The sequence below is a fragment of the Thermodesulfobacteriota bacterium genome, assembly GCA_040755095.1.
GTDB lineage: Bacteria > Desulfobacterota > Desulfobulbia > Desulfobulbales > JBFMBH01 > JBFMBH01.
Genome location: JBFMBH010000001.1, coordinates 120,402 through 146,497, shown reverse-complemented (window position 1 = coordinate 146,497; position 26,096 = coordinate 120,402). Strand labels below are relative to the sequence as shown.

The following is a 26,096-nucleotide window of genomic DNA, read 5'->3' as shown; positions in this document are numbered from 1 at the left end:
CACGTCAGCCTACGGCACTGTCCGGCAGGTGGAATCATCACCACCCGGCTCACCGTACGGGTCGGTGGCGGCCGAGGCCTGGTTGGAGTAGGCGGAGTAGCTGGCCGGGTCGCCCCGGTAGGCCCGCACCCGGTAGATGTAGGTCTTGCCGGGATCCAGGGCCTGGTTGTCTTCGAAGGCCTGGGCACCCGCAGCCGCCGTGCCCACCGGCGCGAAGGTGCTGTTGAAGACCTTGCGCTCAATGACAAAGCCGCTCTCGTCGCTGGAGGTGTCGACCCAGGTGAGGCCGATGCGGCGGGAGCCCAGGGTGGTGGCGGCGAGGCCAGTGGGGGCCGCCGGGTTGGACAGATCGCAGACCGTGGCGGTGAAAAGGTCATCCCACTCGGCGCACAGGCTGGGGTGATCGGCCCGCACCCGGTAGCAGTAGTCGGTGGAGGCTGCCACCTCGGTGGTGTCACTGTACCACGGGGCGGCGGCGATGAGCTGCAGGTTGTCCACCGCGGTGCGCAGAGAAACGTTCTCGTTGCGCTCGGCAAAGGCGGAGACCGAAAGCCCATTGGGCGTCGTACCCGCCTGCAGGGTGTTGGCATGGGTGACCAGCGTGGTCCAACCGGCGCCGTTCCAGAAGGAGGCCGCCAGCACACCGGCGGTGCGGGTGAGGCGCAGGGTGCCGGCGGTGTCGGTGGTGACCACCGCGTTGGTGGTGGTGACATCCTTGACCCGCACCACGGCGTTGTACTTCGAGCCGCCACCGGTGGTGTAGATCCGCTCCACGTAGGCCATGTCGGGCTGCTGGCAGTTGACGGTCATGAAGCCGTAGGTGCAGTCGGTCCGGGTCGGGAAGGTCAGGTAGACCCGGCCATGGACATGGTACTGGGCGGTGGTGGTCAGCTCGCCGTTCTTGAGCTGGTAGTCGAGACGGATCTCGGCGTCGCCTTGGCCCAGATGCTCGGGATGGAGCCAGGTCAGGCGGGATTCGTTGTAGGTATCGTTGGCCCCGGTGCCGGCGGAGCTGACCGCCAGCTCAACGGCGCCGGCCACGGCATCGATGCGGGCAGTGCCCGAGGAGTCGCTGGCCAGGATCGGCGGGGTGGTAGCGGTCTGGGTGCTGACGATGCCGGTCTGGCTCCAGAGCCCGGCGTCGATGCCGGCGGTGAAGAGGTCGCGGCTGGTGACGCTGCCCTGCAGGACGAAGCTCACGTCCAGGTCGCAATCGGTCAGGGTGTTGTCGCAGCGCTCGATGACAAAGCCGTATTCATCGAGGTTGCTGTCGGTCCAGGCCAGGTCGATGCGGCGCTGATCCGCCCCCTCGTTCAGCACCTCGGTGAGGGTGAGGCCGGCAGGGGGCACCGGGCTGCCGGTGCTGGCGCTGGCCGGCAGGCTGTAGTTGGACTGCCACACCCCGCTTTTCACCGCCCGCACCCGGTAGGTGTAGGTGTTGCCGGGGCAGGCGGTGGTGTCGCTGAAGCTGGTGGCCTGCGGGCCGGTAGTGGCCACCGGTGCCGGGTCGAAGCGGTTGTCCGGATCGGCCATGCAATAGGCCTCATCCCCGGTGCAGCGGCTGATCTCGTAGCCGGTCTCCAGGCCGGCGGTGTCGTTCCAGGCCAGATCGATCCGGGCCGTCTCTTTGGTGGTGGCGGTGAGCCCGGTGGGCGCCGGGATGGCGGTGTAGGCGGTCAGGGTGCCGCTCGCCGGACCGTCCCAGGGACAGGACGACGACTTGTGGGCCCGTACCCGGAAGCAGTAGGTGGTGTTGTGGGCCAGGCCGGCACCGGCGTTGGTGTCGGTGAAGGTGAAGATGTTGGGGCCGGCGGTGGTGCCGGCATCGGCCCAGTTGCTGCAGGATGCGTCGCCCCGCTCCACCACAAAAGACGACTCGTCCGGGTTGGCGTCCGACCAGGTGAGAGTGACCTGGGACTCGTTGTCGGCGGTGGCGGTGAGGATGCCGGGCGCGGTGGGCGTGGCGGTGGTGGCGGTGGCGACGTTGCTGCGGCCGGAGGTCCAGGCCCGGACCGGCGCCACCTCCTCGCTGCCCAGGGTGAAGGCCGGGCCGGTCGCCGGCTCCGAGGTTACGTAGCGGCGGACCAGGATGTAGCTGTAGACCACTGCGGAGTTGTTCCGGGTCCAGGCCACTGTGCCGCGGGTATAGGACAGGTTGGCGGCGGTCATCTTCTGCACGTTGTCGGCGTAGACCCACAGGCTCTGGTCTTTCACCGCGACCTTCATGTGCAGCGGCTCGGCCGCCCCGGCCAGGCCGATCGAGGCGGAATAGATCGTGCCGTTGGCGGCATTGAAGTCGTAGCGGTAGATGGTGGAGGTGTTGTAATCGATGCGGCTGCGCTCGGAGCCGTTGCCGGTCTTGTCAAATTCGATCTGTGGCGTGTAGGTAGACCGGGTCGCCTTGGCCTCGATCACGAAGCCGGTGCTGTTCTGATGGTCCGTGGCAAAGGAGCCGAAGCTGCTGGTGCTGAAGTCGATCAACGTGGTGCTGGCACTGCTGGCGCCGGTGGCCAGGGGGTTGCCGTAATAGAGGTTGATGACGCTGTTGGCACCGGTCTTGACCCAGATGAGGGCGCTCACCCCGTTGGTCTTTTCCAGGATGTAGTACGGCAGCTCCGTGCCCGCGGTCTCGTCCACGAAGCGCAGGTCGTCGAAGTCGGCCTGCATGTCGGCGTCGTAGGCCACCGCGACCTGGAACTGGGAGCTGGCCTGGAAGGCGGGCGCAAAGGCGGTGACGTTCTTGCGCCGGGTCCAGGTGCCGCCACCCCCCGCGGACAGGCCGGTCACCGGTCCGGCGGTGTAGGCCTCCACCCGGTAGGAATAGGTACTGCCCTGGCAGACGGTGGTGTCGCTGAAGGCCCGCTGGTTGGCGCCGGCGGTGCCCACCTCGGTGAAGGTGTCGGTGTCGCTGCAGGTGCCGGGGCAGCGGACGATGCGGAAGCCGCCCTCGGAGTTGGTGTTGTCGGTCCAGGTCAGATCCACCTGGGTGGTGTTGGCGGCCTGGGTGGAGGCCTGGAGCACGGTGGGCGCCAGCACGGTGCTGGCGGCGCAGACCTGGTTGCTCCACGGGCCGGACCAGGCGCAGCTGGCGGTCTTCACCGCCCGCAGCCGGTAGCACCAGTTGATGCCTTCGAAGATGCCGGCATCCTCCCAGCCGGTGATATCGCTGGGCACGGTGAAGGTCGAGCAGCTGCCGCCATCGCAGCGCTCGATCTCGAAGCCGGTTTCGTCGGAGGTGGCGTCGCTCCAGGTCCAGGCCAGATCGATCCTGGCCTCCGAGTAACGGGTCGCGCTGTCCAGCACCGGCGCGATGACGTCCGGGGTGCTGGCGGTCACCGGCGGATCGCTCCAGACGCTCTCCCAGTCCAGAGGAGCTGTCTCCACCCCGCCATAGGCGCTCACCGTCGGCTCGGTGGCCGCCACATAGGGCCGGATGCCCAGCCAGTGGATCCGGGCCGAGTGGGAGTGCTGGTGGACCGCCACCCGGATGTCGGTGTCCGAGTACGAGGTGGAATCCCGGAGGGTGGTGAAGGCGCCGCCCACCGGCCGCCTCTTCCAGGTGGCCCCCGCGGCCTTGAGCTGCACGGTCACCTCGTATTCGGTGCTCTGGGCGTAGGTGAGCCCGGAGTTGTAGGTCGAGCCGGCCCGGTCGCCGGAATAGAAGTAATAGTTGGTGAAGTAGATGCCGTGCATCCAGTAGCTGGTGGCCGGGCTGTTGGGCGGGCTCCCTGGCTCCACCGGCTGCTTGAGGCCCCAGCCGACATAGAAGTAGTTGTTACCGGCGGTGTCCGCCGGGATGCCCACCGCGGCCCAGAGCTGCTTGCCGGCCGTGCGGGCGAAACGGTTCTTGGACAACAGGGCGAAGCTCCAGGCATCCGCCACGTCATTGAGGATGAGGTCGTCGTTCTGGGTGATGGCATTGGAGGCGGTATCGATCTCCACCCACTTGCTGCTGTCAATGACCGGACCCCGGAAGTCGTCGAAGAAGTCGAAGACCGCATCGCCATCGCTGCTGGAGGTGGCGCGGTTGTTGCCGAAGTACAGGTAGGTGGCATCGTTGGCACCGGTCTTGATCCAGACCTCCGCCGAGACGCCATCGGTCTTGGACTCGATCCAGTAAGGCAGCTCCACCTGGGCGGTGGCGTCGTAGAAGCGCAGGTCCGCGAAATCGGCGCTCATCCCCTCCTGGAAGGGGACGGTGATCCGCATGACATAGCTGGCTACCCAGTTCGCGATGGTCACCGACTGGCGCTTGGACCACTTGCCGGTGTTGTCGTTGGAGAAGTTGGTCTTGCCCGGCGGGCTGGCAAAGACCGGGTTGTACACCTCGGAGATGGCCTTGAAGCGGTACGCATACGAGGTCCCCTTGCAGACCTCCTGGTCGGCGTAGGCCACATCGTCGCCGCTGGTGCGCTTGATCTCGGCAAAGTCGACGCAGCCCAGGCCCGCGCAGCGCTCGATGACATAGGCGGTATTCGAGCCGTTGGTGTCGGTCCAGCCCAGGTCGACGCGGGTGGTATTCACCGGGTTGGCAATGATGTCGGCGGGCGGCTGGGGGCCGTTGGTGGTGCCCTCGGCCGTGGCGCTGTAGCTGCTGGTCCAGGGGCAGGAGGCGTCCTTGTAGGCCCGGACCTGGTAGCCGTAGGTGGCGCCCCGGGCCAGGTTGTTGTCCTTGAAGGTCCCGTAGCGGTACCGGACCTCGGCATCGGACAGGGCCCGGGAGTGGATGGCCACCTGGTCCAGCTGGCCGTTGAAGTAGCGATCGGTGTAGTCGGCCTGATCGTCGGAGCCGATGTAGACCGGCCCGGTGTCGGCGTTGATGGTGCCCACCAGGGTCTGGGAGGTGGCCAGCTCCCCGTCCACATAGATGCGCACCATGCTGCCGTCGAAGCTGGCCGCGTAATGGTGCCACTGCTGGATGTCGAATTCGGCCGGGGGTACGTAGGAGACGGTGGTCCAACTGCCGCCCACGTAGAGAGAGAGGCGCATCGCCTTGGTGGCGTCCGACAGCGGGTTGAGGATGTAGGCGTTCCGCTTGGCCACCAGGCTGGCGTTGGCGCTCCAGGTGGCCAGGCCGCTCCTGATCCAGGCCTCGATGGTGAGGCCGCTTGTGGGATTCATGCTGGCGCTGTGGGGCACGACCAGGTACTGGTTGACCCCGTTGAAGGTGCCGGCCCGGCCCCGGTGGCCGCCGGCCGCCGTGGTGGCGCCGTTCACCGCCGTGGCGTGGTTGCCGTTGCCGGACGAGTCCCGGACCTCGGCGGCCGCCCCGGTCCAGGCGTTCTCCTCCATGGACAGGAGCATGGCCAGGCTGCCGGACAAATCGGCGATCTGGTCGGTGACCGGGTTGGGGGTGCAGCCGGTGTCCGCACAGCGCAGGATTTCGATGCCGGTCTCGTCAGTGGTGTTGACGGCCAGATCCAGGAGCAGCTCGGACTCGGAGAGGGCGGTGACGGTCACCGGCCCGGGCGCGGCCTTGGCCGGGGTGCTCACCGAGACGATGGCCGAGGGCTGGCTTTGCCACTGGCGGGGCAGGGCGAAGCAGGCGGAGGCCTCGGCGCCGCCCGTGTTGCCGGTCAGCTCCAGGATGTCGCCGGCAAAGGCGGCGAACATGTGGACGTCTGCCTCGCAGTAGTCGGCAAAGATCGCCGGCCGCAAGGGGCTGTTGGTGATGACCGGCGTCACGGTGTCCCGCACCAGGGTCCAGGTGTTGTAGACGTAAGCGCCACCGGTGCCGCCGCGGATGTAGTAGCGGGCGCCGCCGGTCGGCAGCAGCACCACCTTGTTCTCGTACGGGTAGTTGGGGCTCCAGTACCGGGCCGGGGTGGTGTAGCCCCGGTTCACCCCCAGCTCGTAGGCCTGGAAGTAGCTCGTGTAGCGCTGCAGGCCATGGGCCAGCTGGCTGTACGCGTTGCTGGCCTCCTGGTCCAGGCCCCAGCCCGGCGCCCAGTAGAAGTAGCTGCTCGTGGTCAGGCCGGTGCCCTGGGCGTAGACGGTCCACTCCCCAGCGCTGCGGTCCACCTTGTAGCCGGACTTGGCGATAAGGGCGGCGTTGCGCACTGCGCCCACCTGCCGGATCTGCAGGCCGTTGTTCTGGCTCATGGTGTTGTAGGTGTCCAGCTCCTTCCACTTGGCGGTGTCGATGGTGGTGCCGGCAAAGCCGTCGTAGAAGAAGAAGACCTCCTCCGGCGCCGAGCCGTCGGTGGCCGCGGCGTTGCCGTAGTACAGGAAGATGTTGTCGTTGTCCGCCGGCAGCTTCACCCAGACCACGGCGCTGACCCCGTTGCTTCTGGTCCGGATCCAGTGGGGGATGATCTCGCCGTCGGTCTGGGCGGGCGAGAAGAAGTGGTAGAAGCGCAGATCGTCGAAGTCGGCCTGCATGCCGTCGGCCCAGGTAACGGTGAATTCCGCCACCCGGCCGGCCTGATGGCTGGAGAAGCTTACGGGCTTGCGGGCGGTCCAGCAGCCGTCGAAGCCCTTGGCGAAGTCCTGGTCCAGGGCCCGGAGCCGGTAGCTGTAGGTGCTGTTCTCGCATACCGTCTGGTCGCTGTAGGTGGTGGCATTGGCGGCGGCGCCGGCACCCGCAAGGGCGGTCCAGGTGTCACCGGCGCCGCAGGTGCCGTTGCAGCGCTCGATGCGGTAGCCGGTCTCGTCGCTGGTGACATCGGTCCAGAAGAGATCCACCGCGGTGGTGTTGAGGGCCTGAGCGCTCAGGCCGAAGCCGGCGGTGTTGATGGCCAGGTCCGCCTGGGCGGCGCTGGAGGGATCGGAGGTCCAGGCGCAGGGGCCGGTCTTGTAGGCCCGCACCTGGTAGCGGTAGATGGTGTCCGGCAGGAGCCGGCTGTCGGTGAAGGTGACCACCCCCCGGCCGGTGGTACCGTACGGGGTGATGGGAGCAAAATCGGCGCAGCCGGCGCCGGCGCAGCGCTCGATGACAAAGCCGGTCTCGTCGCTGGTGTTGCGGGTCCAGTCCAGGCGCACCTGCTGCTCGGTGAGCCTTGTGGCAGTGAGCCCGCTGGGCGCCGCCTGGCTCAGGGTGCTGGCCGTGGACAAGGTGGAAGGCTCCGAGGTCCAGACCGGGGCACTGCTGTGGAAGGCCCGCACCCGGTAGGTGTAGGTGCCCTGGCAGGCGGTGCTGTCTGTGTAGGTGACCGCATTGGCGTCCGCGGTGCCGATCTGGCTGTAGGGATCGCCCGTCCCGCAGGTGCCGGTGCAGCGCTCGATGGCAAAGCCCTCCTCGGTGCCGCTCCGGTCCTGCCAGCCCAGGTCGATATCCGTGGTCACCTCCACGGTGTCCCGGCTGGCCACCAGGATGCCGGGGTTGCGGGTGGTGACCACGTCGTCGGTGGTGGCCTGGAAGATGGCACTGAGGCTGCTCTCCCAGCCGCTGCCGCCGCAGCCGTCGGTCCGGAAGGCGGTCACCCCGTAGCGGTAGACGGTGCCGGGCATGAGCGGCGTGTCGGTCTGGGTGGTGCGGATGGCGACCTCCCGGTGGAAGCGGGCCTCCACCTGGGCCACGGTCAGGGCCTGGTTGTAGACCACCAGCTCGTCGGCCAGGCCGGCGAAGTACTGCAGGTTGTTGGTGTCCGCGTCGTCGGACTTCTTGCCCACGTAGAAGGCAGCGGCATTGTCCACCGTGCCGGGCACAGTGATGGGCTCGCTTCTGTCCAGCACCCCGTCCACATAGAGGCTGGCGTTGCCGTCCCGGTCCACCACCGCGGCGACATGATGCCAGGCATCGTCCCGGACCACTGCCAGGCCGGTCACGGTCTGCAGGCTGGTGACACCGAGGTTGGTGGCCGCGATCTCCAGATAGAGGGCGTTGTTGAGGGTGCCCAGGGCATAGCCGGGCACCCTGGTGCCGTTGACATCGCCACCCTTGCCGGCCAGGCGCTGCTGGCTGGCGTTGGCCGAGGCCCTGATCCAGGCCTCGATGGTGAAGTCGGTGCTGGCGCCGAAATCGAGGCCAGCGTTGTCCGGGATGCTCACCGCGGCGGTGGAGCCGTTGAAGGAGCCGGCCCGGTCATAGAGCCCGGCCGCGGTGCTGGCCCCGCTGGCGGTGCCGTGGCGGTTGCCGCCCGAGCTGTCGGCCACCTCGTTGGTGGTGCCGTTCCATGCGGCCTCGTCCATGTGCAGGAAAAGGCTGCTGCCGGCGGGCGCGGTCTCCAGGGTGATGGTGCCGGCCAGATCCGCCGGCACACTGGGGGTACAGCCGGCGCCCTGGCAGCGGTAGAGGTGGAAGCCGGTCTCGTTGCCGTTGGTGTCGCTGAAGGACAGATCCACCCGGCCCTCGCTCACCACCGAGCCGGCAAGGCCGGTGGGGGCGGTGACACTGGCGGTGGTCGCCTCGGCGATGGCGCTGTAGGCAGAGGTCCACAGGTTGGTCTTCTTGGCAAAGACCCGGTAGCGGTAGAGGGTGCCGGGGCAGGCACTGGTGTCGATGGAGGCCTCGGTTTCGGCCGGTACCTCGGCGAGCAGGGCGAAGTCGCTGCAGCCGGCACCGCTGCAGCGCTCAATGACAAAGGAATCCTCCCCCAGGGTCTCGTCCTGCCAGCTGAGATTGACGCGGGTGGTGCTCTTGGCGGTGGCGGTCACGCCGGTGGGGGCGGGCGGCTCGACGGTGGCCACCTGGTGCTCCACCCAGCGGGAGATCTCCACCCCTTTCTCGGTCCGGATCCGGTAGCAGAACTGGTCGCCGATGGTGAGGTTGCTCTCGGTATAGGCCAGGTAGTCCGGGGCGGCCGGGTTGGTGGGCTGGTGCCTCAGCTCCCAGGGATTGGGGTTGGCCGGGCCGCAGGCCCCCACCTGGCGCTCCAGGCGGAAGCCGGTTTCATTCGGGGAGTTGTCTGCCCAGGTGAAGTCCACGTGGTTGTAGTAGGCGGTGGCCCCGAAGGGGGCCGGCGCCTGGACCACGCTGCCCAGGCAGCGCAGCACCAGGTAGTCGTAGTTGCCGGCGGCGTTGGTGCGAAAGCCGGCGGCGTACGCCTCGCCATAGCGGTTGGCGGCAACCCGGGTCACGGCGTCCAGGTCGTTGGCCGCATCGTTGTACAGGGTGGCGCCCAGCAGCGTGCCCTCGAAGTCGTACTTCATGGCCAGGGCGTCGGTGGAGGCGCCGTTGGAGGTGGTGCCCACCAGGCAGACCGTGCCGGTGTTGTCCAGGCTCATGGCAAAGGCCTGGTCATCGTTGGCTGGCCGGTCCAGTACCTTGGGGGAGGCCCAGAGGGCGGTGCCGTCGGTGGCGTAGCGCACCAGGACGAAGTCCCGGTTGCCGGCGCCGTTTTGCAGGCTGCCGGCCACCATGATCTCCTCGGCGTCCTGGGTGCCATCCACCGCCACCGCCACCGCCACATCGGCGCCGCCGGCCAGGCTGCCCTGGAGGGTCTTGCCGCCGCTCCACAGCTCGGCACCGTCCGTGGCGCTGTGCTTGGAGACAAAGAAATCCTCGCCCTGGGCGCCGTTGGTCACGTAGCCGGCCACGTAGACGTTGCCGGCCCGGTCCACGGCCAGGGCGTTGAGCTCATCGTCGCCACCGGCGCTGTGGCTGTTCCCGATCACGGTCCACAGGATCTGGCCGTCGGTACCGGCATGCTTGCGGATGAAGATGTCGTAGTCGGTGCCGTTGTGGGTCTCGCCGGCCACAATGACATCGCCGTTGCCATCGAAGGCGACCGCCGACGGATAGTCGTTGCCCGCTCCGGCATACACGGCGCTCCAGGCCGGGATTGCCATGTCGAAGCCGTCCAGAGGCGGATTCTCGGCGTACTTCACCACGTAGATGTCGTCGCCGGTGGCCGGCTGGTGGCCGTAGCCGGCCAGGACCACGCTGTTGCTGCCGTCCACGGCCGAGGCGATGGACACCGAGCGGTCGTCGCCGCCGGAAGGGCCGTCGTACTTGCCCTGCCAGAGGGTGGGCGAGCCGAACTGGGGCGGGCCGTTCACATCCAGCTTGAAGGAGTAAATGTCGTTGGTGTTGATGCCGCTGGTCGAGGAGTACAGGGAGCTGGTGCCGGAGACCACGTAGTCGTTGCTGCCGTCCACCGCCAGACAGCAGGCCTCGTCCACCTCGCCGTCCGGATCGTCGTAGCGATGGCTCCAGAGCACGCTGGCGTTGGCGTTGTCCAGCTTCACCGTGTAGTAGTCCGGGTTGCCGGCGGCGGCGCAGGAGGAGCCGGTGACCACCGGCTCGAGATCGGCACCGACATTGATGTTCATGGCCTTGTCGTCGCTGCCACCGGCGCCGGCATAGACATAGGTCCAGGAAGGGGCGTCGTAGGTGATGATCAGGGCCCGGGCGGTGGCCTCGTTGCTGGGATGGGACTCGGTGCCGCCAGCGCTCTCGTAAGCCTTGACGATGTAGTAGTACCGGGTGCCGGTGACCACCGTCGTGTCCTGGTAGCTTTGAGCGCCGGCGCCCAGGGTCTGCAGCAGGTCGCCGGCCTCATAGGTGTGGCTGGGCTCGGTGGTCCGGTAGATCCGGAAGCCGGTCTCGTTGGAGCTGTTGTCCGTCCAGGCCAGGTCGATGCGGGTGCTGGTGACGGTGGTGGCGGCAAGACCGGTGGGGGCGTTGAGAAGACCGGGATCGTAGGCGGCGGCGGCGAATTCGTAGTCGGTGGCGCCGGCCGTCCAGCGGTCGCTCCAGCCGCCGGCGAAAAGACGCACGTCGCCGGCAGGGGTGGTGGCCAGGCCCAGGCCCACCGCCTTGTCGTTCTTGCCCGCCGCACCGTTCAGCTCCTTCGTCCACAGCAGGTTGCCGTTGTCCCGCTGGAGCTTCACGGTGCGCCAGTCGTCCTGGTTGGCGGCATCCTCGTGGGTGGAGCCGGTGACGTAGACATCCCCGTCCGGATCCACGAACAGGGCGCTGGGGATGTCGGTGTTGTTGCCGCCGGAGTGGTAGGGCACCTCCCAGACCGGAATGCCGTCGGCCGCCTGGTAGCGGGCCACGTAGAAGTCCACCAGACCGGTGGCGGTGAAGGTGGAGCCGGCCACATAGACGTCGCCGGCGGCGTCCACCGCCAGGGCCTTGGGCACGTCGGGATAGGAGCCGGCGGTGGTGGCGTAGGTGCGCTGCCAGAGCTGGGTGCCGTTGGCGCTGCTGAATTTCACGGTGCGGATGTCGTCGTTGGCCGAGGCGTTGCGGGCAAAGCCGGTGACGATGACGTTGCCGCTCCCGTCCAGGCCGACCTTTTCCAGCTGGTCGCTGCCGAAGCCGCTGCCCCAGGTGACCTCCGCCGGCCAGGCCGCGGTGCCATCCGGGTTGTACTTCATGGTCAAAAAGTCGAAATCCGCGCCGTTCCAGGTGTGACCGGCCACAGCGATGCCATCGCTGGAGGCGGCCACCGCCACCAGGCGGTCGTGACCGCTGCCAGCACTGATGCCGGTGATGGCCCAGATGGGGGTGCCGTCGACGTTGGGGCCGTCCGGGCCGTACTTGATGAGGAGGCCGTCGTCGGCACCACCGCTGCCCTGGCCGTAGCCAGCCACGTAGACGTTGCCCAGAGGGTCCAGGGTCACGGCGGTGGCGTAATCGGTGCCGTTGGCAGGCGCGTTGTAGCGGTTCTGCCAGACCACCGCACCGGTGGCGCCGTCGTACTTGACGGTCACAAGGTCCAGGTTGACACCGTTCGAGGCATAGCCGGTGACAATGACGTTGCCGGCGCTGTCGATGGCCACCGCGGTGGCCCGGGCATCCGTGTAGCCGCCGGCCGCTGTCCACAGGAGGCCTGTGCCGTCGTACTTGAATTTGGCGGTGAAGAAATCGTTGGGCTCGCTCTGGGAGAAGCCGGTCACCACCACGTTGCCGTCGTGATCCACGGCGCCCGCCACCGCCTCCTGGCCATTGGCCCGGGTATCCACGAACCGCCAGAGCTCGGTGCCGCCGGCTGCCAGAGCTGCGGCCGGCCAGGCGAGCAGAATGGCCAGGCCGAGGAGGGCGCAGGCCCTCCATGCTGCATGACCAGTCCCGGAAGGCCGAGGCCTCTTCCCGTGCTGTTGCGATTGGCTCAGGCGCATCGTCTGCTCCTCTCGATCCCCGGGGGCCAGGCCTGGGGGCGTATCTTCTCGCCTTCGTCCTCGCGGTCCGGCCGGCTCTGACTGGACTGGATGGACTGGATGGACGTCATGGACGTCATGGACGCCAGGGACGGCTACCATTGGGTGATGTTGTTCCATTGCTGGACGTTCCAGGCGCCGCCGGCCGCGGTGGCGGCGTCGTGGCAGGCGAAGGTGGCGGTGGTCTGGTTGGCCGGCTTGATGCCCTCAGGACCGTGGGTGGAGGCCACCCGGGGCGCCGGCTTGTTGGCGACGTTGCCCATGGCGCCGCCGGAGATGACGTTCCCCCGGTGCTTCCAGTCCAGGCAGTTGGTGGTCATGAGCCGGGGGAGGCCCGAGGCATGGGCCTCGTGGCACTTGGAGCAGGGGAAGGAGTGCTCGGCGTTGGAGCCCCAGCCCTTCACCGCCTCATGCACCCGGTCCAGGCTCTTGAAGGCGGTGTTCTTGTTGGTGCCATCGGTCAGGCTGCTCTTGGGATGGCAGCGCAGGCACAGGCCAGCGAACTGGCTGTCGGTCTCGACGATGGTGTCCCGGGTGGTGAAGGTGTTGAGATCGCCGCTCACAAAGGTGTTGCGGTCGGTGCGCCAGGTTACCGGCGCCGTGACCTTGGAGCTTCTGGCGTAGCTCCAGCCGTAATAGGTGCTGGTGCTGAGCATGGCCTGGTCTTCCTGGTACGGCGAGGTGAGCCAGGTGCCTTTGAGGAGCGGCACCGCGTAGTTGGCGTCGCTGGCGCTTAAGGTGGGCGAGATGCCATGGGGGTCATGGCAGGGGCTGCACAGGCCGTCGATGGTGCCCATAACCAGGCCCGGGTTGGTCAGGGTGGAGGAGGCGTGGAGGTGGCCGCCCAGGGTGGTCTTGCTGCTGCGGATGGCGATGGGCTTGCCGGGATAGGAGCCCAGGAAGCGGGGGTTGTCCTTGTAGCCGACAATGGGCGCCGTGGCGCCAAAGGTGGTGGCGTAGCCCCAGGGCGTGGCGCCGGGGCTTGCCGTTTCGTGGCAGTCGAAGCACTGGTCGGCGCCGGCATTGTGGAAGTTGACGTCCGTGGGACCGGTGGTGGCCTGGGCCTTGTAGCTCATGGTGTAGCCGCCCTTGCCGGCCTGGGTCTCCTTGAGATTGGCGCCATTCTTCGTGCCGTTGAAGGTGGCGTAGCTGGAGGTGACGCCGCTGGCATAGGAGCCGTGGGAGGAATGGCAGTCGAAGCAGTGGACGTTGTACAGACCGCTGGCGCTGGCAAAGCTGGGCCGGGTGTTGAAGCTGGCCAGAGAGCCGTCGATACCGTTGGTGGGATCGAAGCCTCCCTGGTTGGCCTCGGCATTGCCGTGGGCCGACAGGGCCTTGGTCAGGTTCTTGGGCGCCGCCTTGGCATAGCTCGTGTATTTGCCCCAGCTGGTGGTGCGGGTGTCCACGTAGCGGGCGCCGATGCTCGTGCCGTCCCAAGCGTACTGGCGGGGGGTCTTGCAGTCGTCGAACGGCTCGGTGTCGTTGTTCTGGTCGGAATGGCAGCCCAGGCAATGGGGGGTGGTCTTCACCACCTCGGCCCGCTGGGCGGGGACACTGGCCAGCATGCTCTGGGGCGTGAACTGGATGGCGGTGTCGTTGTCATTGAGGCCGTCGGCGTCGTAGGTGATGGGCCGGGCGCCCTCGCCCCAGATGACCAGGTCAACGGGGGCGTCGGGAACCGAGGCGTAGGTCTTGTAGTTGTAGCCCTCGTGATGGTCGACATCGATGAGGCCCAGGACCGTGGCCTCCCAGTGGCACTGGAAGCAGTCCTGGTTCTTCACCGTGCCGTCATCCCGCTGGACGTGGTGGGACGGGGCCCGGAACTGGCCCATGATGTTCATGCGCTTGTTGATGGTGCCGTCGTGGCACTTGGTGCAGTCCCGGGGCTGGCCGAAGGCGGTGTGGCGGGGCACCGGCCGGTCGCCGTGGCAGGTGCCGCACGCCTCGCCCGAGGCGTGGCTGTTGGTGAAGCGGTGCTCGTGGCAGGTGGTGCAGACCCGGCCGGCGTTGTGGTTGTCCCCGGACTGGTAGGAGTAGTGCTTGACGTTTTGCGGCAGCGCGCCGGTGGTGTGGCAGACGTTGCAGATGCCGTTGTACGGCGCCACGCTCTTGGCATAGTCGGTGCCGCTCTGCTTGCGGGTGAAGACCACGTCCCGGCGGGCAGAGGGCTCGCCGTGGGCACCGTAGGTCTCCACCGCCACCTTGTCGTGGACCATGTAGATGTTCGCGTCGCCGTGGGGGTCGTGGCAGTCCCAGCAGAACTTGCCGCCCTTCCAGACGTTGGGGTCCGGGCTGGCCTCGTGGTCGGCATAGTGCTTGTGGCCGAAATGGAAGGAGGAGGCCCGGGCCAGCTCCGGGGTGATTTTTGCGAAATCGGTGCCGGCGCCGTCCGGGTCAAAGCCGGCGGTGTACTGGGCGCCCTGGTGGCAGGTCTGGCATTCGCCGGTGGAGTCGTCGTCGTGGCAGCGCAGGCAGACCCCCATGAACACGTACTGGCTCTTGATCTCGTCCTTTTCCGCCTGGGTCCAGGTGCCGGCGCCGGTTTTGTGCTGGGTGGCGTCGTTCGGATGGCAGCCGGCGGTGAGACACGAGGTCTGGCCGTCGATGAAGGCGGCATGGTCCATTCGCACGCCGCCGTCGGCGATCTCCACCAGCTGCAGGCTGCCCCAGTCACCGTGATCGGTGATCGCCACCACCCGGGCATGGGCGCCGGAGGTGAGTCCCTCCAGGAGCTCGCCCACCGCGAACTCGCCGGTCTGGCCGTCATAGGCCAGGATGTTGCCGGCAAGGGTGCCGTTCACCACCGCCAGCCCATCCTTGATGCCCGACAGGACCTCGTTGTCCTGGAAGGGACCGCCGGTCTGGACGCCGAGATTGCCGAGATAGGGGGCCAGGGAGTGGTCCTGGTTGTGGCAGGTCAGGCACTCGGCCGACGAGCCGGTGCCGTTGGCGGTCATGTGGCAGAAGACGCACTGCTTGTCGAAGTGGTCGTTGAAGTTCTGGTGCTGCCGCAGCCGGTACGGGTTGTCCTCGGTCTGGTGGTAGACCGTGTTGTCGTGGCAGTACCAGCAGCCGTTGTCCGGGAAGTTGGCCGGCGGGTTGTTGGACTGCGGGTAGTTGCCGGCCGCCGCTGGCCGGCCGTGGCCGGAGCTAGCCCACTGGCTGAGATTGATCTTGGCCCGGGTGCCGTTCCAGGCGTTGAAGTCGTCCACATCCGGGGTGGCGGCGCCGTGGCATTCGACGCAGGTGACGGTGCTGTTGACCGAGCCGCCCCACACCGGGTCGGTGCCGCCGGAGTGGCACTGGGAGCCGAGGCCCGAACAGGTCTTGGTCAACGGGTTGTAGGTGCCGTCGTGGGAGAAGGAGACGTTCTTGGCCTTGTTGACGTGGTAGGCCGGGTCGATGTGCGCGGTCTCGTTCATGGCCGAGCCCGGATTCCCCACGTCGACGCAGTTGGGATCGCCCGGGTCCGGCGGGTCGCAGTGGCAGGTGGCGCAGGCGCCCACCACGGTCAGGGCGTGGCATTCGTCGCAGGTGAAGTCGGTGAACAGGTGCCGGAAGTGGGAGTTGGCCTTCTCGGTGCCCGGGCCGGTGTTGGCGTACATGGGCATGGCCTTCAGCCACTGCTGCTCCGGGGTCCAGGAGCGGCCGTCGGCATGGCAGGTGGAGCAGGCCTGGGTCTCACCGTGGCAGGCGTTGCAGCCGGCGCCGGTGCTGGTCCAGGGGTAGGGCCGCACCTCCGGATCCACGGTGGTGCCGTCGCTGTGGCAGTAGACGTTGGCGCAGACCTCGGTGCCCGGCTCGTAGCTGGGCGCAGGCTTGCCGACAATGGCCCACTGGGCATTGATGGCCACGTCCACCGCGCCATTGGTGTGGCTGGCGGAAAGATTCCAGGCCGCATCGACAGTGGCGCTGTGGCAGTACCGGCAGTGGTACTGGCGCACCCATCTGGTGCTCACCAGCTGGGCATGGGCCCCGGTCTGCATGCCCACCGGCGGCTGCGGCGAGCCTTGGCTGCCGTTGTGGCAGTTGGTGCAGGGCTGCAGGGTGTCGCAGCTCGCCGAGAAGTCGTTGTCCGGCCGGCCGTTGTGGCAGCCGTTGCAGTCCAGGTCATAGAGGGCGTTGTCCCAGTTGGCCTTGTAGTCGGTCTTGTTGGGGGCACCGCCCTTGCCGTCCTGGTGGCAGGCGGCACAGGCGGTGGTGCTCGCCAGGCTCTGGCCGTCCTTGAACAGGGGGATGGCAGCGATGTCGTGGCAGACCGCGCAGCCCATCTCCAGGGCCAGATGGGGCGCATGCTTGCCGGTGGTGCCGTGGCAGTCCACGCAGCCCACCGTGCCGGTGCCGCCGTGCTTGAAGCCGTTCTCGTGGCGGTGGCAGTCCATGCAGTTGCCGCCCACCTCGGGATCGTGATCCATGCCCTGGGCCGGCTCCACATCCACCTCGCCGGTGCGGCGGAAGTGCCGGGTGAGGGTATGGCAGACCTGGCAGACGCCGTCGTAGGTGGTATCCCCGTCCACAAAGGAGTTGGCGCCGGTCTTGTCCACGAACTTCACCGGCGCGTTGATGCCCTTGGCGCTGTGGGTGACGTTTTGTCGGATGAGCTGGCCGTAGATGATGCCGTAGTCCACCGGCAGGGTGACGTAGGGGTTGCCGGTGAGGTTGGCGCAGGCGTCACCGCTGGCAGTGATGGTGAGCCCGGCGTCGTTTATGGCATCCACCGGGAAGGTGGCGCCCACCTTGCCCAGGTTGGGAACCAGGATGGCCCGCCGGCCGGCCAGGGTCTTGGCGGCAAGGCTTACCGCATTCCAGCCCGCCTTGTAGTTGATGGCGGAAACGGCCAGCGTGCTGGTCTCGGAGAGCGCGTCGTAGGAGCAGCCGGTGACCTGGCCGGAGGCCAAGAGGGTCTTGGCCCGGTCGGCGGTGCGCACGATCTTCTGGGCCTGGTTGTGGGGGTCGTGACAGTCGATGCACTGGGTGGTCCAGTCGCCGTAGCCGGCATCCACGGTGAGGCTGGAATGGGTCTTGGCCCGGGGCGCCTCGGTGTCGGTGTACGGGGCGGAGGCGGAGGTGTGGCAATAGAGGCACAGGCGGTTGTACAGGGTGTCGTCGATGTCCGCTGGCGTGAATTCGTTGTTCCAGAACGGGGAAACGGCCAGCTCTTCCAGGTTCTCGCCATGGCAGCTTGCGCAGGAGACGTGGCTGCCCTCGCTGTGGGGGGCGTCGATGCTGGCTGCGGCCTTGCCGGGCAGGGTCAGCGCCACGAAAGCCAGGACCAGACAGGTGGCGAGGCGGATCATGGACACGACACTCCTTGGCAACGGTTGCTGGACGAGCGGCACAGGGAGAGGAAGCATGGCACCGTTCCTGGTGATTGTATGATCATAGGCCATGGGGCTTCAGGCGATCAATTGCCGGTCACCGTCACCGTGACCGCATCGCCGGCATACTGGGCCGGGTCCTCGGCGCCGTTGGCCGCCAGATCCACCCCGAAGCGGAAGATGTAGGTGCCGGCCGGCAGCCCGGTGGTGCTGAGAACGGTGACCGGCGCCAGGTCGAAGAGCGGCCCGCCGTACAGGCGGACGGGCTTCTTCGCCCGGCGCCAGCCGCCCTTGGGGGCAAACCAGAACTGGAGGCCTCCGGTCTCGAAGGAGAGCCACCAGTCCGCGGCCTGGGCTTGAGCGTCCCCGGGCGCCAGGCTGATGGTGATGGCCACCTCGCTGCCGGCGGCCACGGTCAGGGGACCGTCGCTGCCGTTGGCATCGATATCCGGCACCGGCGGCACCGGCTGCCGCTCGGCGGGCACCGAGAAGGCCTGCACCTGGGCGTTCTGACCGGTGGCCACCAGCAGGCGGCCGTCGGTGGTGAGATCCAGGCCCAGGGGGGTGTTCATGGGCTGGCTGGCATTCTGGATGGCGCCCAGATAGGTGCCGTCCGTGCGGAAGGCCTGGACCACACCATGGAAGGCGTCCGAGACATACAGGGTGTTGCCGCTGCCGCTGGCAATGCCCCGGGGCCCGCGCAGCTGGCCGGCGCCGCTGCCGGTGCTGGCCAGGCTGCCCAGGGAGGCGCCCTGGCGGTCGAAGACCCGGATGCGGGCGCCCCGGTAAGTGCCGTAGGCGTCGGTCAAAAGGGGCTGGTCCAGGAGATAGAGCCGGTCGCCCACCACGGTGCAATCCTGGGGCAGGCCGCCGCTGTCGGCGATGCGGCGCACGAAGCCGCCTTGCAGGTTGTAGACCCGAACGCTGCTGTCCAGGGGATCGACGACCTGGACCAGGCCGGCGGCCTCGTCCAGGCAGATGTTGCGGGGATAACGGAATTCACCGCTGCCCCGTCCCAGCTGGCCGACGGGCTGGAAGGCGCTGTCCAGGATCCGGACCGACAGGTCCTCCTTGCTGCCCACGAAGAGCCGGCCGGTAACGCTGGCCGCCACGGCGCTGGGCCGCCGCACCGGGATGGTGGTGAGGGTTTCGCCCTGGCGGCTCATGACCAGGACCTGATCCCGGTCCTCGTCAGCGATGAGAAGGCCGCCGCTGGCCGTGGCCGCCACGTCGCTGGGCACGGTCATGCCGTGGGTCAGAGGCGCCAGAGGCTGGTAGTCGACGGCGGCCAGCACCGGAAGTGGCGCAAGCCCGGTCCACAGCAGGATCAGAGCACCGAGGCTCGATCCCTTCCTCCATGCTTTTCCAGACATACCGATCACCACCGGTTGAAGGTTCACGGTGCCGTATCGTCGTGGCACAAGAGACAGCCGGTACCGGCCACGGGCGAGGCGAGGTCCCAGCGGAGCAGGTCCTGGTACGGCGAGCCGTGGGCCCGGTGGCACGACAGGCACATGACCACGTCGCTGCTGCCGGGGGTGAAGGTGCCCCCGCCCTGGGCGCTGGCCGCGGCGATGGACTGGCGGCCCACCGGCGTCACCGGGTTGTAGGCGCCGGTCAGGCCGCCGTTGATGTCGCCGGAGAGGGCGACATCAGTGGGATGCCTGAGCCAGGTGCCCGGGGAGCCGATACCGGCCGAGGAGTGGAAGTTGCCGTGGCACTCGGCGCAGAACTGGCTCATGGAGGCGATATCGGCCCAGACCTGGCCGGACCGGTTGCCGGTGGCGCCCTTGTACTCGTTGTGGTCGGTGGCGCTGCTGGTCGCCTGCCAGTCGCTGTCCTCGGCCCCGTGCACCCGGTACAGGAACCGGTAGCTGACACCCGGGGTGGATCCCTGGCCGCTCTCGTTGAAGGCCGGACCGTACTTGAGGGCCGAGTCGTCGGCGTGGTGGGTGCCCTTCATGGCCCGGGTCTGGCTGACCTCCTCCCGGTTGCCGTGGCAGCCGTTCTGGCCCGAGCACATGAGCTGGAAGGTGAAGGTGCTGGTCTGGTACTTGCCGCTGGCCGGATCGAAGTCGGTGTTGTAGCCGGGCGGGGTGTTGCCGATGAAGGAGTCGGGGCCGATCAGGGCGTTGCCGAAGCCGTGGACGTTGTGGCCCCGGCGGTCATCGAAGAAGACGTTGCGGTAGTTGCCGCCCGCCAGGTCTGCAGCAGCGTTGTGGGCCACCTGGGGCATGCCGGCAACGATGTTGGCGCTGCCGGTGGGATCCTGGGCATGGCAGCCCAGGCAGTCCATGCGTAAGAGGGAGGCGCGGGTGCGGGAGTGGCAGTCCAGGCAGGCTCCCTCGCCAGCCCCGGTGATGGGCGTCAGGTCCAGCCGCATGTCCATCCCATCCTGGCTGTTGTGGATGGTGTGGCAGTCGCTGCAGACGCCGGCTATCCGCGCTGAGGCAGGCAGGGGCGGGGCAAGGAGGAAGAGCAATGCCCCCATGGAGATCAGGATCGTGCGCATGCAGAGCCCCCATCACCGTTTTGGACTTGAACAGCCTGTCCTTTCCTTTCTTCCGTGCCATGCCTTTCTCCCTTGTCCAGTTGTTTGCGCCCGGGATCAGGCCGCCGCCGGTCCATGCCGGGGGATTCATCCCCCTCCAGGGACAGCGGCCAGCGGCAACAGACCTGCACGGCCCATGGCTCGGCCAGGATAATCTGACATCCCTAGTGTAGCATTCGGCCTCCAGCTGGTGGAATGGGGCTTGAGAACTAATTTCACATAAGCTCTGTTCAGGCGGTGGCTAAGCACACAGGCGCGGGGGCGACGCCGGCGGGGCAGCCGGTGGCTTCCGGCCGAGCTATCATCTATCATGGGGGGATCTGGTCCTGACGCCCAACCTCCCCGGGAGCCTCCTGTCGTGCCCTGTCCCAATGATGCCGGCCCACCCGCCACTGGCCGGAAGCCTGGCCCGGACCTGATCCGGCAGCTGGGCTCCCGGCCCCTGGCCCTGGCCATCCTGGCCGGGATGATCGCGGTGCTGCTGCCGCTGGGGCTGGTGCCCGCCTGGGGCGAGGCATTGGCCAGCGCACTCCTGGTCCTGGGCGCCGCTCTGGCCCTCAATCTTGCCATCTGCACCGTCCAGCACTGGCATCATCTGCCCTGGGGCATTCTGGCCCTCCACCTGGGCGTGCTGGCGGTGCTGGCCGGCGCCCTCCTGGGCCGGGCCGGCTTCGTGGCCACGGTGAACATCCACGAGGGCAGGGCCGCCAGCCGGGTCTTCCGCTGGGACCTCGGCCAGGAGACGGATCTGGGGGTGCGGGTGGCGGTGCGCCGGATCGGAAGGAGCTATTACCCGGTGCTGCTCCGGGTGGGTCTTTGGAAGGGCGAGGAGAAGGTGGGGCTTTTCGAGGTGGCCAGCGGCGGGAGCTTCCGCGCCCAGGGCCTCGAGTTCCAGGTTCTGGATGTGGACCTGGAGCAGAAGATGGTGCGGCTGCAGGTGGTGCGGGACGGCCGGTCCCTGGGGATGGTGGCCAGCGACGGCACCGGCGGCCTGTCCGGCGAGGAGCCCTGGCGGCCGCAGCTGGTGGCCTTCCGGACGCCGGTGGTCAAGACGCTTTGGGTGGAGCTGGAGCTTCTGGCGGGCGAGCGGGTGGTGGCCAGCGGTCGGGCCGGGGTCAACGAGCCCCTGGTGTGGGAGGGGCTGCGCTTCTTCCACACCCAGACCGCCGTGGACGAGGCGGGTCGGCCCTACGCCGGCATCCAGATCGTCCGCGATCCCGGCCTACCGGTGGTCTACGCCGGCTTCGCCCTCCTGGCCCTGGGCGGGGTGTCCCGTCTCGGCCGCTGGTGGGGCGGTCGCCGCTGACCCGGGCGCGCCCGCCCCGGCGGCGGCCAGGCTTTTTTCCAGCAGGCCCTGGAAGCGGGACCCCGGGTAGCGATCCTTGAACTGGGCATACAGCTCCTCCGCCCTCGTCCTGCCTTCCGGCGTGCCATCCTCCAGGAGCAGGTTGAGGAGCCGCCAGGAGGCCTCCTGGGCCAGCGCCATCTCCGGATAGTCCCGGATGATGGTCCGGTAGAGCTCCTCCATCTGCGGCCGGACCGCCGCCCGGTCGGCAGATTGTCCCAGGGCCAGGATGTCGCCGAAGAGGGCGTAGGCCTTCTCCTCGGCGGTGACCACCCTGGGTGGCGGCGCGGCCGGGGCGGCCGCTGGCGGCGGCTGGGCGGGTTCTTTCTCGCAGGCAGCAAGGATCAGCAAGGCCAGGGCAATCCAGCCAAGGGCGCGTGGGGCTCGTGGCATGTCTGTTCGCTCCGGGGGTGAAGGAAATCGGATCCATCCATTGTGCCCGGTCTTGCTGTTTTCCCGCAATGGCGACCTTGGCTGTGACGCGAGCAGCCGGGGAGTGGGCCGGGTCTTTTTGTGTTTGCGCTACCAGACGCCTTTGGCCTATACTCTGCGCTCCGTTGTGCCGAGCGGCCGGCGGGCGTCCGAAAACCGTCCTTCTCATCCCTGCGAACGAAAGGAGCTCGTCATGGCCAGGATCGGCAGAAACGAGCCCTGCCCCTGCGGCAGCGGCAACAAATACAAGAAGTGCTGTCTTGCCAGGGTGCAGGCCGCCGGCGCGGCCGCGGCTCCGGCCCCTCCCTCCGGCCGGCCTCTGGGGGCCGCCCTGGATGAGCTGCGACGGTCGGTGGCCCAGCGGCAGGCGGTGGTCCGCCAGCTGGGGGTCTTCGTCCTCTTCGCCACCGCGGGCGGCGACGCCTGGCTCCTGGAAGGTCTGGAGCGGGACGCCCTCAGGATTGCCGACCAGGGACGGATCCTCGAGGTGTCGGTGGAGGAGAAGCCGGGCACCATCGAGATCGTCTGGTCGCACCATTTCGTCCTCGATCAGGACGGGTTCCTGGCCACCCCCTATGCCGCCGACCTCCGGCAGAGCCGCCATGCCGATTACCCGGTGGCCCGCATCCGCGCCGCCTTGAAGGGCATCGGCAAGCGGATGGCCGGGGTGCACCATGTGCTCCATTCCGAGACCATGCCGGAGGCGCCGGCCGCTGCCGAAGCCTCTGCCGCTGTGGAGCCGGCCGCCGGCGCCTGAGCGCCCCTTCCTGCCGGGGCTGCCGCCCCCCTTCCCCATGTCCCTGTGCCGTTTCCTGCCCATGCTTCTGGTCATGGGGACCATCTTCTTTCTGTCCGATCAACCGGGGGACAGCCTGGAGCTGCCGGGCTTCTTCGCCGCGGACAAGCTGGCCCATGCCGGTGCCTATGGGGTCCTGGCCTGGGCCACCCTCTTTGCCGTGGTCGGTCGCTGGGGCTGGCGCCGGGTGCCGGTGCTGGCGGTGGTGGTGGTCTGCGGCCTCTATGGCCTGTCCGACGAGCTGCACCAGGCCTGGGTGCCGTACCGCAGCCCGGAGCTGGCCGACTTGGCGGCCGACCTGGCCGGGGTGCTGCTGGCCGTGGCCGGCTGGCGCTACTGGTCCAGGAGAGACGGCGGCGCGGCCGGCGGCGGGAAGGCGTCCAGGTAGAGACCGGCCAGGCAGCCGGTCTGGAGCGGGATGAGGAGGATGTGCAGCAGGCTGATCAGAGGCGGGATGATGGGTGCGTCGCCAAACACGGCCCGGAAGGCGGTGAGGATCAGCTCCGGCACCACGAAGACCACAAAGAGATAGCTCAGGTGGGGGAAGAAGCCCTGCTCGGCCACCTTCTGCCGGCTGGCACCCATGGCCGGCAAGAGGCCCAGCCCCTGGTCCGCCATCAGGGGCAGGGTGTAGAGCCACCACACCACCAGGATCACCCCCGGGACCAGGAAGAGCAGGGACTGGAAGACGACGGTCAGGCTGAAAACCAGGGAAATGCCCAGGGGCAGGGCCGAGAAGGGCAGGAGGGCCAGGACGTGGCGCCCGGGGGGCAGAAGATCTGCCCAGCCGGGCGGTCGTTCTGCCCGCAGGGCCCGGACGATGGCGCCGCAATAGGCCCCCAGGCTCGGCCCGGCCAGGATGCCGAAGCTGGCCCCTGCCAGGACAAAGGCCACCAGGCCGCCGCCGATGAGCACGGCGGGTGCCGCCTTGATCAGGGCGACGGCCCGGTCGAGGTGTCGTTGCAGATCCATGGGCCTTTGTTCTGACGGGATGGACATTATGGACATTATGGACAGTATGGACAGGGCCGGATCGTCCAGGCGGTCCATCCTGTCCAGTGGGTCCATGCCGTCCATCGTCAGCCAGGGTGACGCGGGTCAGCACGCCATCCCCCTGGCTCGCTGCCAGCCTAGTAGATTTTCATGTAGTTGGCCAGCTCCCAGTCCGTGACATGGGTGCGGTACTCGTCCCATTCGATGGACTTGGCCTGGATGAATTTTTCCAGGATGTGGCTGCCCAGGGCCTTTTCCGCCAGGGGATTGCTCTTCAGGGCTTCCAGGGCCTCGGCCAGGGAGCCGGGCAGGCTGTGGATGCCGGCGGTGGCCATCTCCTCCGGGCTCATCCTGTAGATGTTCCGGTTGGTGGGCTGAGGCGGATCGAGCCTGGTGCGGATGCCCTCCATGCCGGCGGTGAGCATGCAGGCGAAGGCCAGGTACGGGTTGCAGGAGGGATCCGGGGAGCGGAATTCCACCCGGGTCGATTTGCCCCGGGCGGCCGGGATGCGGATCAGGGAGGAGCGGTTGGCGGCCGACCAGGCCACGTAGACCGGCGCCTCGTAGCCAGGCACCAGCCGCTTGTAGGAGTTGACCAGCGGGTTGGTGACCGCGGCGAAGCCCCGGGCGTACTTCATGAGGCCGGCGATGTATTGGCGGGCGTCGTCGCTGAGCTGCAGGTCGCCGTTGGGGTCAAAGAAGGCGTTGTCGCCGTCCTTGAACAGGGACTGGTTGCAGTGCATGCCCGAGCCGTTGATGCCGAAGACCGGCTTGGGCATGAAGGTGGCGTACAGGCCGAACTGCTTGGCAATGGTCTTCACCACCCATTTGAAGGTGATGGTGTTGTCGGCGGTGGTCAGGGCGTCGGCGTACTTGAAGTCGATCTCGTGCTGGCCCTCCGCCACCTCGTGGTGGGAGGCCTCGATCTCGAAGCCCATCTCCTCCAGGGTATGGATGATGGCCCGGCGGCAGTCGATGCCCAGATCGATGGGGTCGACGCTGAAGTAGCCGGCCGAGTCCTTGGAGCAGGTGGTGGGGTTGCCGTTCTCGTCGAATTCGAAGAGGAAGAACTCCGCCTCCGGGCCGACATTCATGGCATAGCCGGCTGCTTTCGCCTCGGCCAGCACCCTCTTGAGGTTGTTGCGAGGGCAGCCCTCGAAGGGCTCACCGTCGGGCTTGTAGACGTCGCAGATGATGCGCGCCGCCTTGACGCCATCCCGGGTTCGCCAGGGCAGGATGGTGAAGGTGTCGAAGTCGGGCTTGAGGTACATGTCCGACTCCTCGATGCGCACAAAGCCGTCGATGGAGGAGCCGTCGAACATCATCTGGCCGTCCAGGGCCTTCTCCGCCTGGCTGATGGGCAGGGCCACGTTCTTGACCTGGCCGAGGATGTCGCAGAACTGCAGGCGGAAGAAATGGATATGCTCCCGCTCGATGGTGGCCAGGATCTCCTTCTTGGTCAGCACGTTGTCTCCTCCTCGGCTCGGATCAGGGATGGGGTTGGCGGTCAGCGCCGGCCGCCGGCCTGGAGCAGGCGGGCCATGTCCTTGGCAAAATAGGTGAGGACGATCTCGGCACCGGCCCGGCGGATGGCCAAGAGCGACTCGTGCATGACCCGGGCCTCGTCGAGCCAGCCGTTGGCCGCGGCGGCCTTGATCATGGCGTACTCGCCGCTCACCTGGTAGGCGGCAACAGGCAAATCGAATTCGTCCCGCAGCCGGCGGATGATGTCCAGATACGGCAGCGCCGGCTTCACCATCAGGATGTCCGCCCCTTCCTCCACGTCCAGGGTGGCCTCCCGCAACGCCTCCAGGGCATTGGCCGGGTCCATCTGGTAGGCCCGGCGGTCGCCGAACTGGGGGGCGCAGTCGGCGGCCTCCCGGAACGGCCCGTAGAAGGCGGAGGCGTATTTCACCGCATAGGACATGATGGGCGTCATCTCGAAGGCATTGTCGTCGAGGGCGGTGCGGATCTCGCCCACCCGGCCGTCCATCATGTCCGAGGGTGCCACCATGTCGGCCCCGGCCTTGGCGTGGGACACCGCGGTCTCGGCCAGGATCTCGCAGGTGGCGTCGTTGTCCACCTGGCCCTCGATGATGACCCCGCAGTGGCCGTGGTCGGTGTACTCGCACAGGCAGACGTCGGTGACCACCAGGAGATCCGGGGCCTTGTTCTTGAGCTCCCGGATGGCCCGCTGCACCGGGCCGTCCTTGACATGGGCGCCAGAGCCCATGGGGTCCTTCCTGTCCGGCAGGCCGAACAGGATGACCCCGCCCACACCCAGCGACACGCACTCCTTGGCCTCCCGGCCCAGCTGATCCACCGACAGCTGGAAGACCCCGGGCATGGAGCCCACCTCTTTCTTCACCCCCTTGCCTGGCACCACGAAGAGGGGATAGATGAACTGGGCTGGTGAGAGCTGGGTCTCCCGGACCAGGGCACGGAAGGCCTCGTTGCGCCGCAGCCGCCGCGGCCGGCTTTCGGGAAACAGCATGGGATGACCTCCGTGGGTTGGTGCCGCCCCTGGGGGCAGGGATGAGGCGATCGGGCAGAATGGGGACAGGCGAGACGTCGAGGGGCCGGGTTCGGCCACCGGGGTAGCCGCCCAATCTA

11 protein-coding genes are annotated in these 26,096 nt (G+C 67.9%); 3 read left to right on the top strand and 8 right to left on the bottom strand.

Translation table 11 applies throughout. The annotated features are described in order from the left end of the window. Positions 1-9: 9 nt before the first annotated feature. From AB1634_00470 to AB1634_00455, 4 genes are all read right to left on the bottom strand, one after another. On the bottom strand, positions 10-12,009 hold the full coding sequence (locus AB1634_00470; GenBank protein ID MEW6217991.1) for a DUF2341 domain-containing protein: 12,000 nt from the start codon (positions 12,007-12,009) through the stop codon (positions 10-12). Positions 12,010-12,143: 134 nt separating this feature from the next. Then, on the bottom strand, positions 12,144-17,345 hold the full coding sequence (locus AB1634_00465; protein ID MEW6217990.1) for a CxxxxCH/CxxCH domain-containing protein: 5,202 nt from the start codon (positions 17,343-17,345) through the stop codon (positions 12,144-12,146). 107 nt (positions 17,346-17,452) lie between these two features. Continuing rightward, positions 17,453-18,739 carry an NHL repeat-containing protein gene (locus tag AB1634_00460; GenBank protein MEW6217989.1) on the bottom strand — a complete coding sequence of 429 codons (1,287 nt, stop codon included), beginning with the start codon at positions 18,737-18,739 and terminating at the stop codon, positions 17,453-17,455. 23 nt (positions 18,740-18,762) lie between these two features. After that, positions 18,763-19,878: a cytochrome c3 family protein gene (locus AB1634_00455; GenBank protein ID MEW6217988.1), complete on the bottom strand. Its 1,116-nt coding sequence runs from the start codon at positions 19,876-19,878 to the stop codon at positions 18,763-18,765. Between the two features lie 397 nt (positions 19,879-20,275). On the opposite strand from AB1634_00455, the gene AB1634_00450 reads away from it, so the two are divergent. After that, positions 20,276-21,223 carry a hypothetical protein gene (locus AB1634_00450; GenBank protein ID MEW6217987.1) on the top strand — a complete coding sequence of 316 codons (948 nt, stop codon included), beginning with the start codon at positions 20,276-20,278 and terminating at the stop codon, positions 21,221-21,223. On the opposite strand, the gene AB1634_00445 is transcribed toward AB1634_00450, so the two are convergent. After that, positions 21,140-21,655: a hypothetical protein gene (locus AB1634_00445; protein MEW6217986.1), complete on the bottom strand. Its 516-nt coding sequence runs from the start codon at positions 21,653-21,655 to the stop codon at positions 21,140-21,142. The two genes, AB1634_00450 and AB1634_00445, sit on opposite strands and share 84 nt — an antisense overlap. Positions 21,656-21,887: 232 nt before the next feature. Between AB1634_00445 and AB1634_00440 the strand changes: the two genes are divergently transcribed. Both AB1634_00440 and AB1634_00435 read left to right on the top strand, forming a co-directional pair. Continuing rightward, a complete protein-coding gene (locus tag AB1634_00440; protein MEW6217985.1) occupies positions 21,888-22,451 on the top strand; it encodes an SEC-C metal-binding domain-containing protein in 564 nt (187 codons plus the stop codon). Positions 22,452-22,488: 37 nt separating this feature from the next. After that, positions 22,489-22,878 (top strand): VanZ family protein, encoded by a 390-nt coding sequence (locus AB1634_00435; GenBank protein MEW6217984.1) that lies wholly within the window; start codon positions 22,489-22,491, stop codon positions 22,876-22,878. Here AB1634_00435 and AB1634_00430 read toward each other — a convergent pair. The 3 genes from AB1634_00430 to hemB all read right to left on the bottom strand — a co-directional run bounded on the left by AB1634_00430 (position 22,824) and on the right by hemB (position 25,977). Further along, positions 22,824-23,462, bottom strand: coding sequence for a hypothetical protein (locus tag AB1634_00430; GenBank protein ID MEW6217983.1), 639 nt, complete (start codon positions 23,460-23,462; stop codon positions 22,824-22,826). The genes AB1634_00435 and AB1634_00430 overlap by 55 nt on opposite strands. Positions 23,463-23,620: 158 nt before the next feature. Beyond that, entirely contained in the window at positions 23,621-24,946 is a 1,326-nt protein-coding gene (gene glnA / locus AB1634_00425; protein MEW6217982.1) for a type I glutamate--ammonia ligase, read from the bottom strand. Positions 24,947-24,990: 44 nt separating this feature from the next. Next, positions 24,991-25,977 (bottom strand): porphobilinogen synthase, encoded by a 987-nt coding sequence (hemB, locus tag AB1634_00420; GenBank protein ID MEW6217981.1) that lies wholly within the window; start codon positions 25,975-25,977, stop codon positions 24,991-24,993. Positions 25,978-26,096 lie beyond the last annotated feature (119 nt).

Excerpts from the sequence above, each read along its gene's own strand:
- AB1634_00465 (MEW6217990.1), bottom strand. The coding sequence starts at position 17,345 with ATGATCCGCCTCGCCACCTGTCTGGTCCTGGCTTTCGTGGCGCTGACC.
- AB1634_00460 (MEW6217989.1), bottom strand. The coding sequence starts at position 18,739 with ATGTCTGGAAAAGCATGGAGGAAGGGATCGAGCCTCGGTGCTCTGATC.
- AB1634_00470 (MEW6217991.1), bottom strand. The coding sequence starts at position 12,009 with ATGCGCCTGAGCCAATCGCAACAGCACGGGAAGAGGCCTCGGCCTTCC.
- AB1634_00435 (MEW6217984.1), top strand. The coding sequence starts at position 22,489 with ATGTCCCTGTGCCGTTTCCTGCCCATGCTTCTGGTCATGGGGACCATC.
- hemB (MEW6217981.1), bottom strand. The coding sequence starts at position 25,977 with ATGCTGTTTCCCGAAAGCCGGCCGCGGCGGCTGCGGCGCAACGAGGCC.
- AB1634_00440 (MEW6217985.1), top strand. The coding sequence starts at position 21,888 with ATGGCCAGGATCGGCAGAAACGAGCCCTGCCCCTGCGGCAGCGGCAAC.
- AB1634_00445 (MEW6217986.1), bottom strand. The coding sequence starts at position 21,655 with ATGCCACGAGCCCCACGCGCCCTTGGCTGGATTGCCCTGGCCTTGCTG.
- AB1634_00430 (MEW6217983.1), bottom strand. The coding sequence starts at position 23,462 with ATGGATCTGCAACGACACCTCGACCGGGCCGTCGCCCTGATCAAGGCG.
- AB1634_00455 (MEW6217988.1), bottom strand. The coding sequence starts at position 19,878 with ATGCGCACGATCCTGATCTCCATGGGGGCATTGCTCTTCCTCCTTGCC.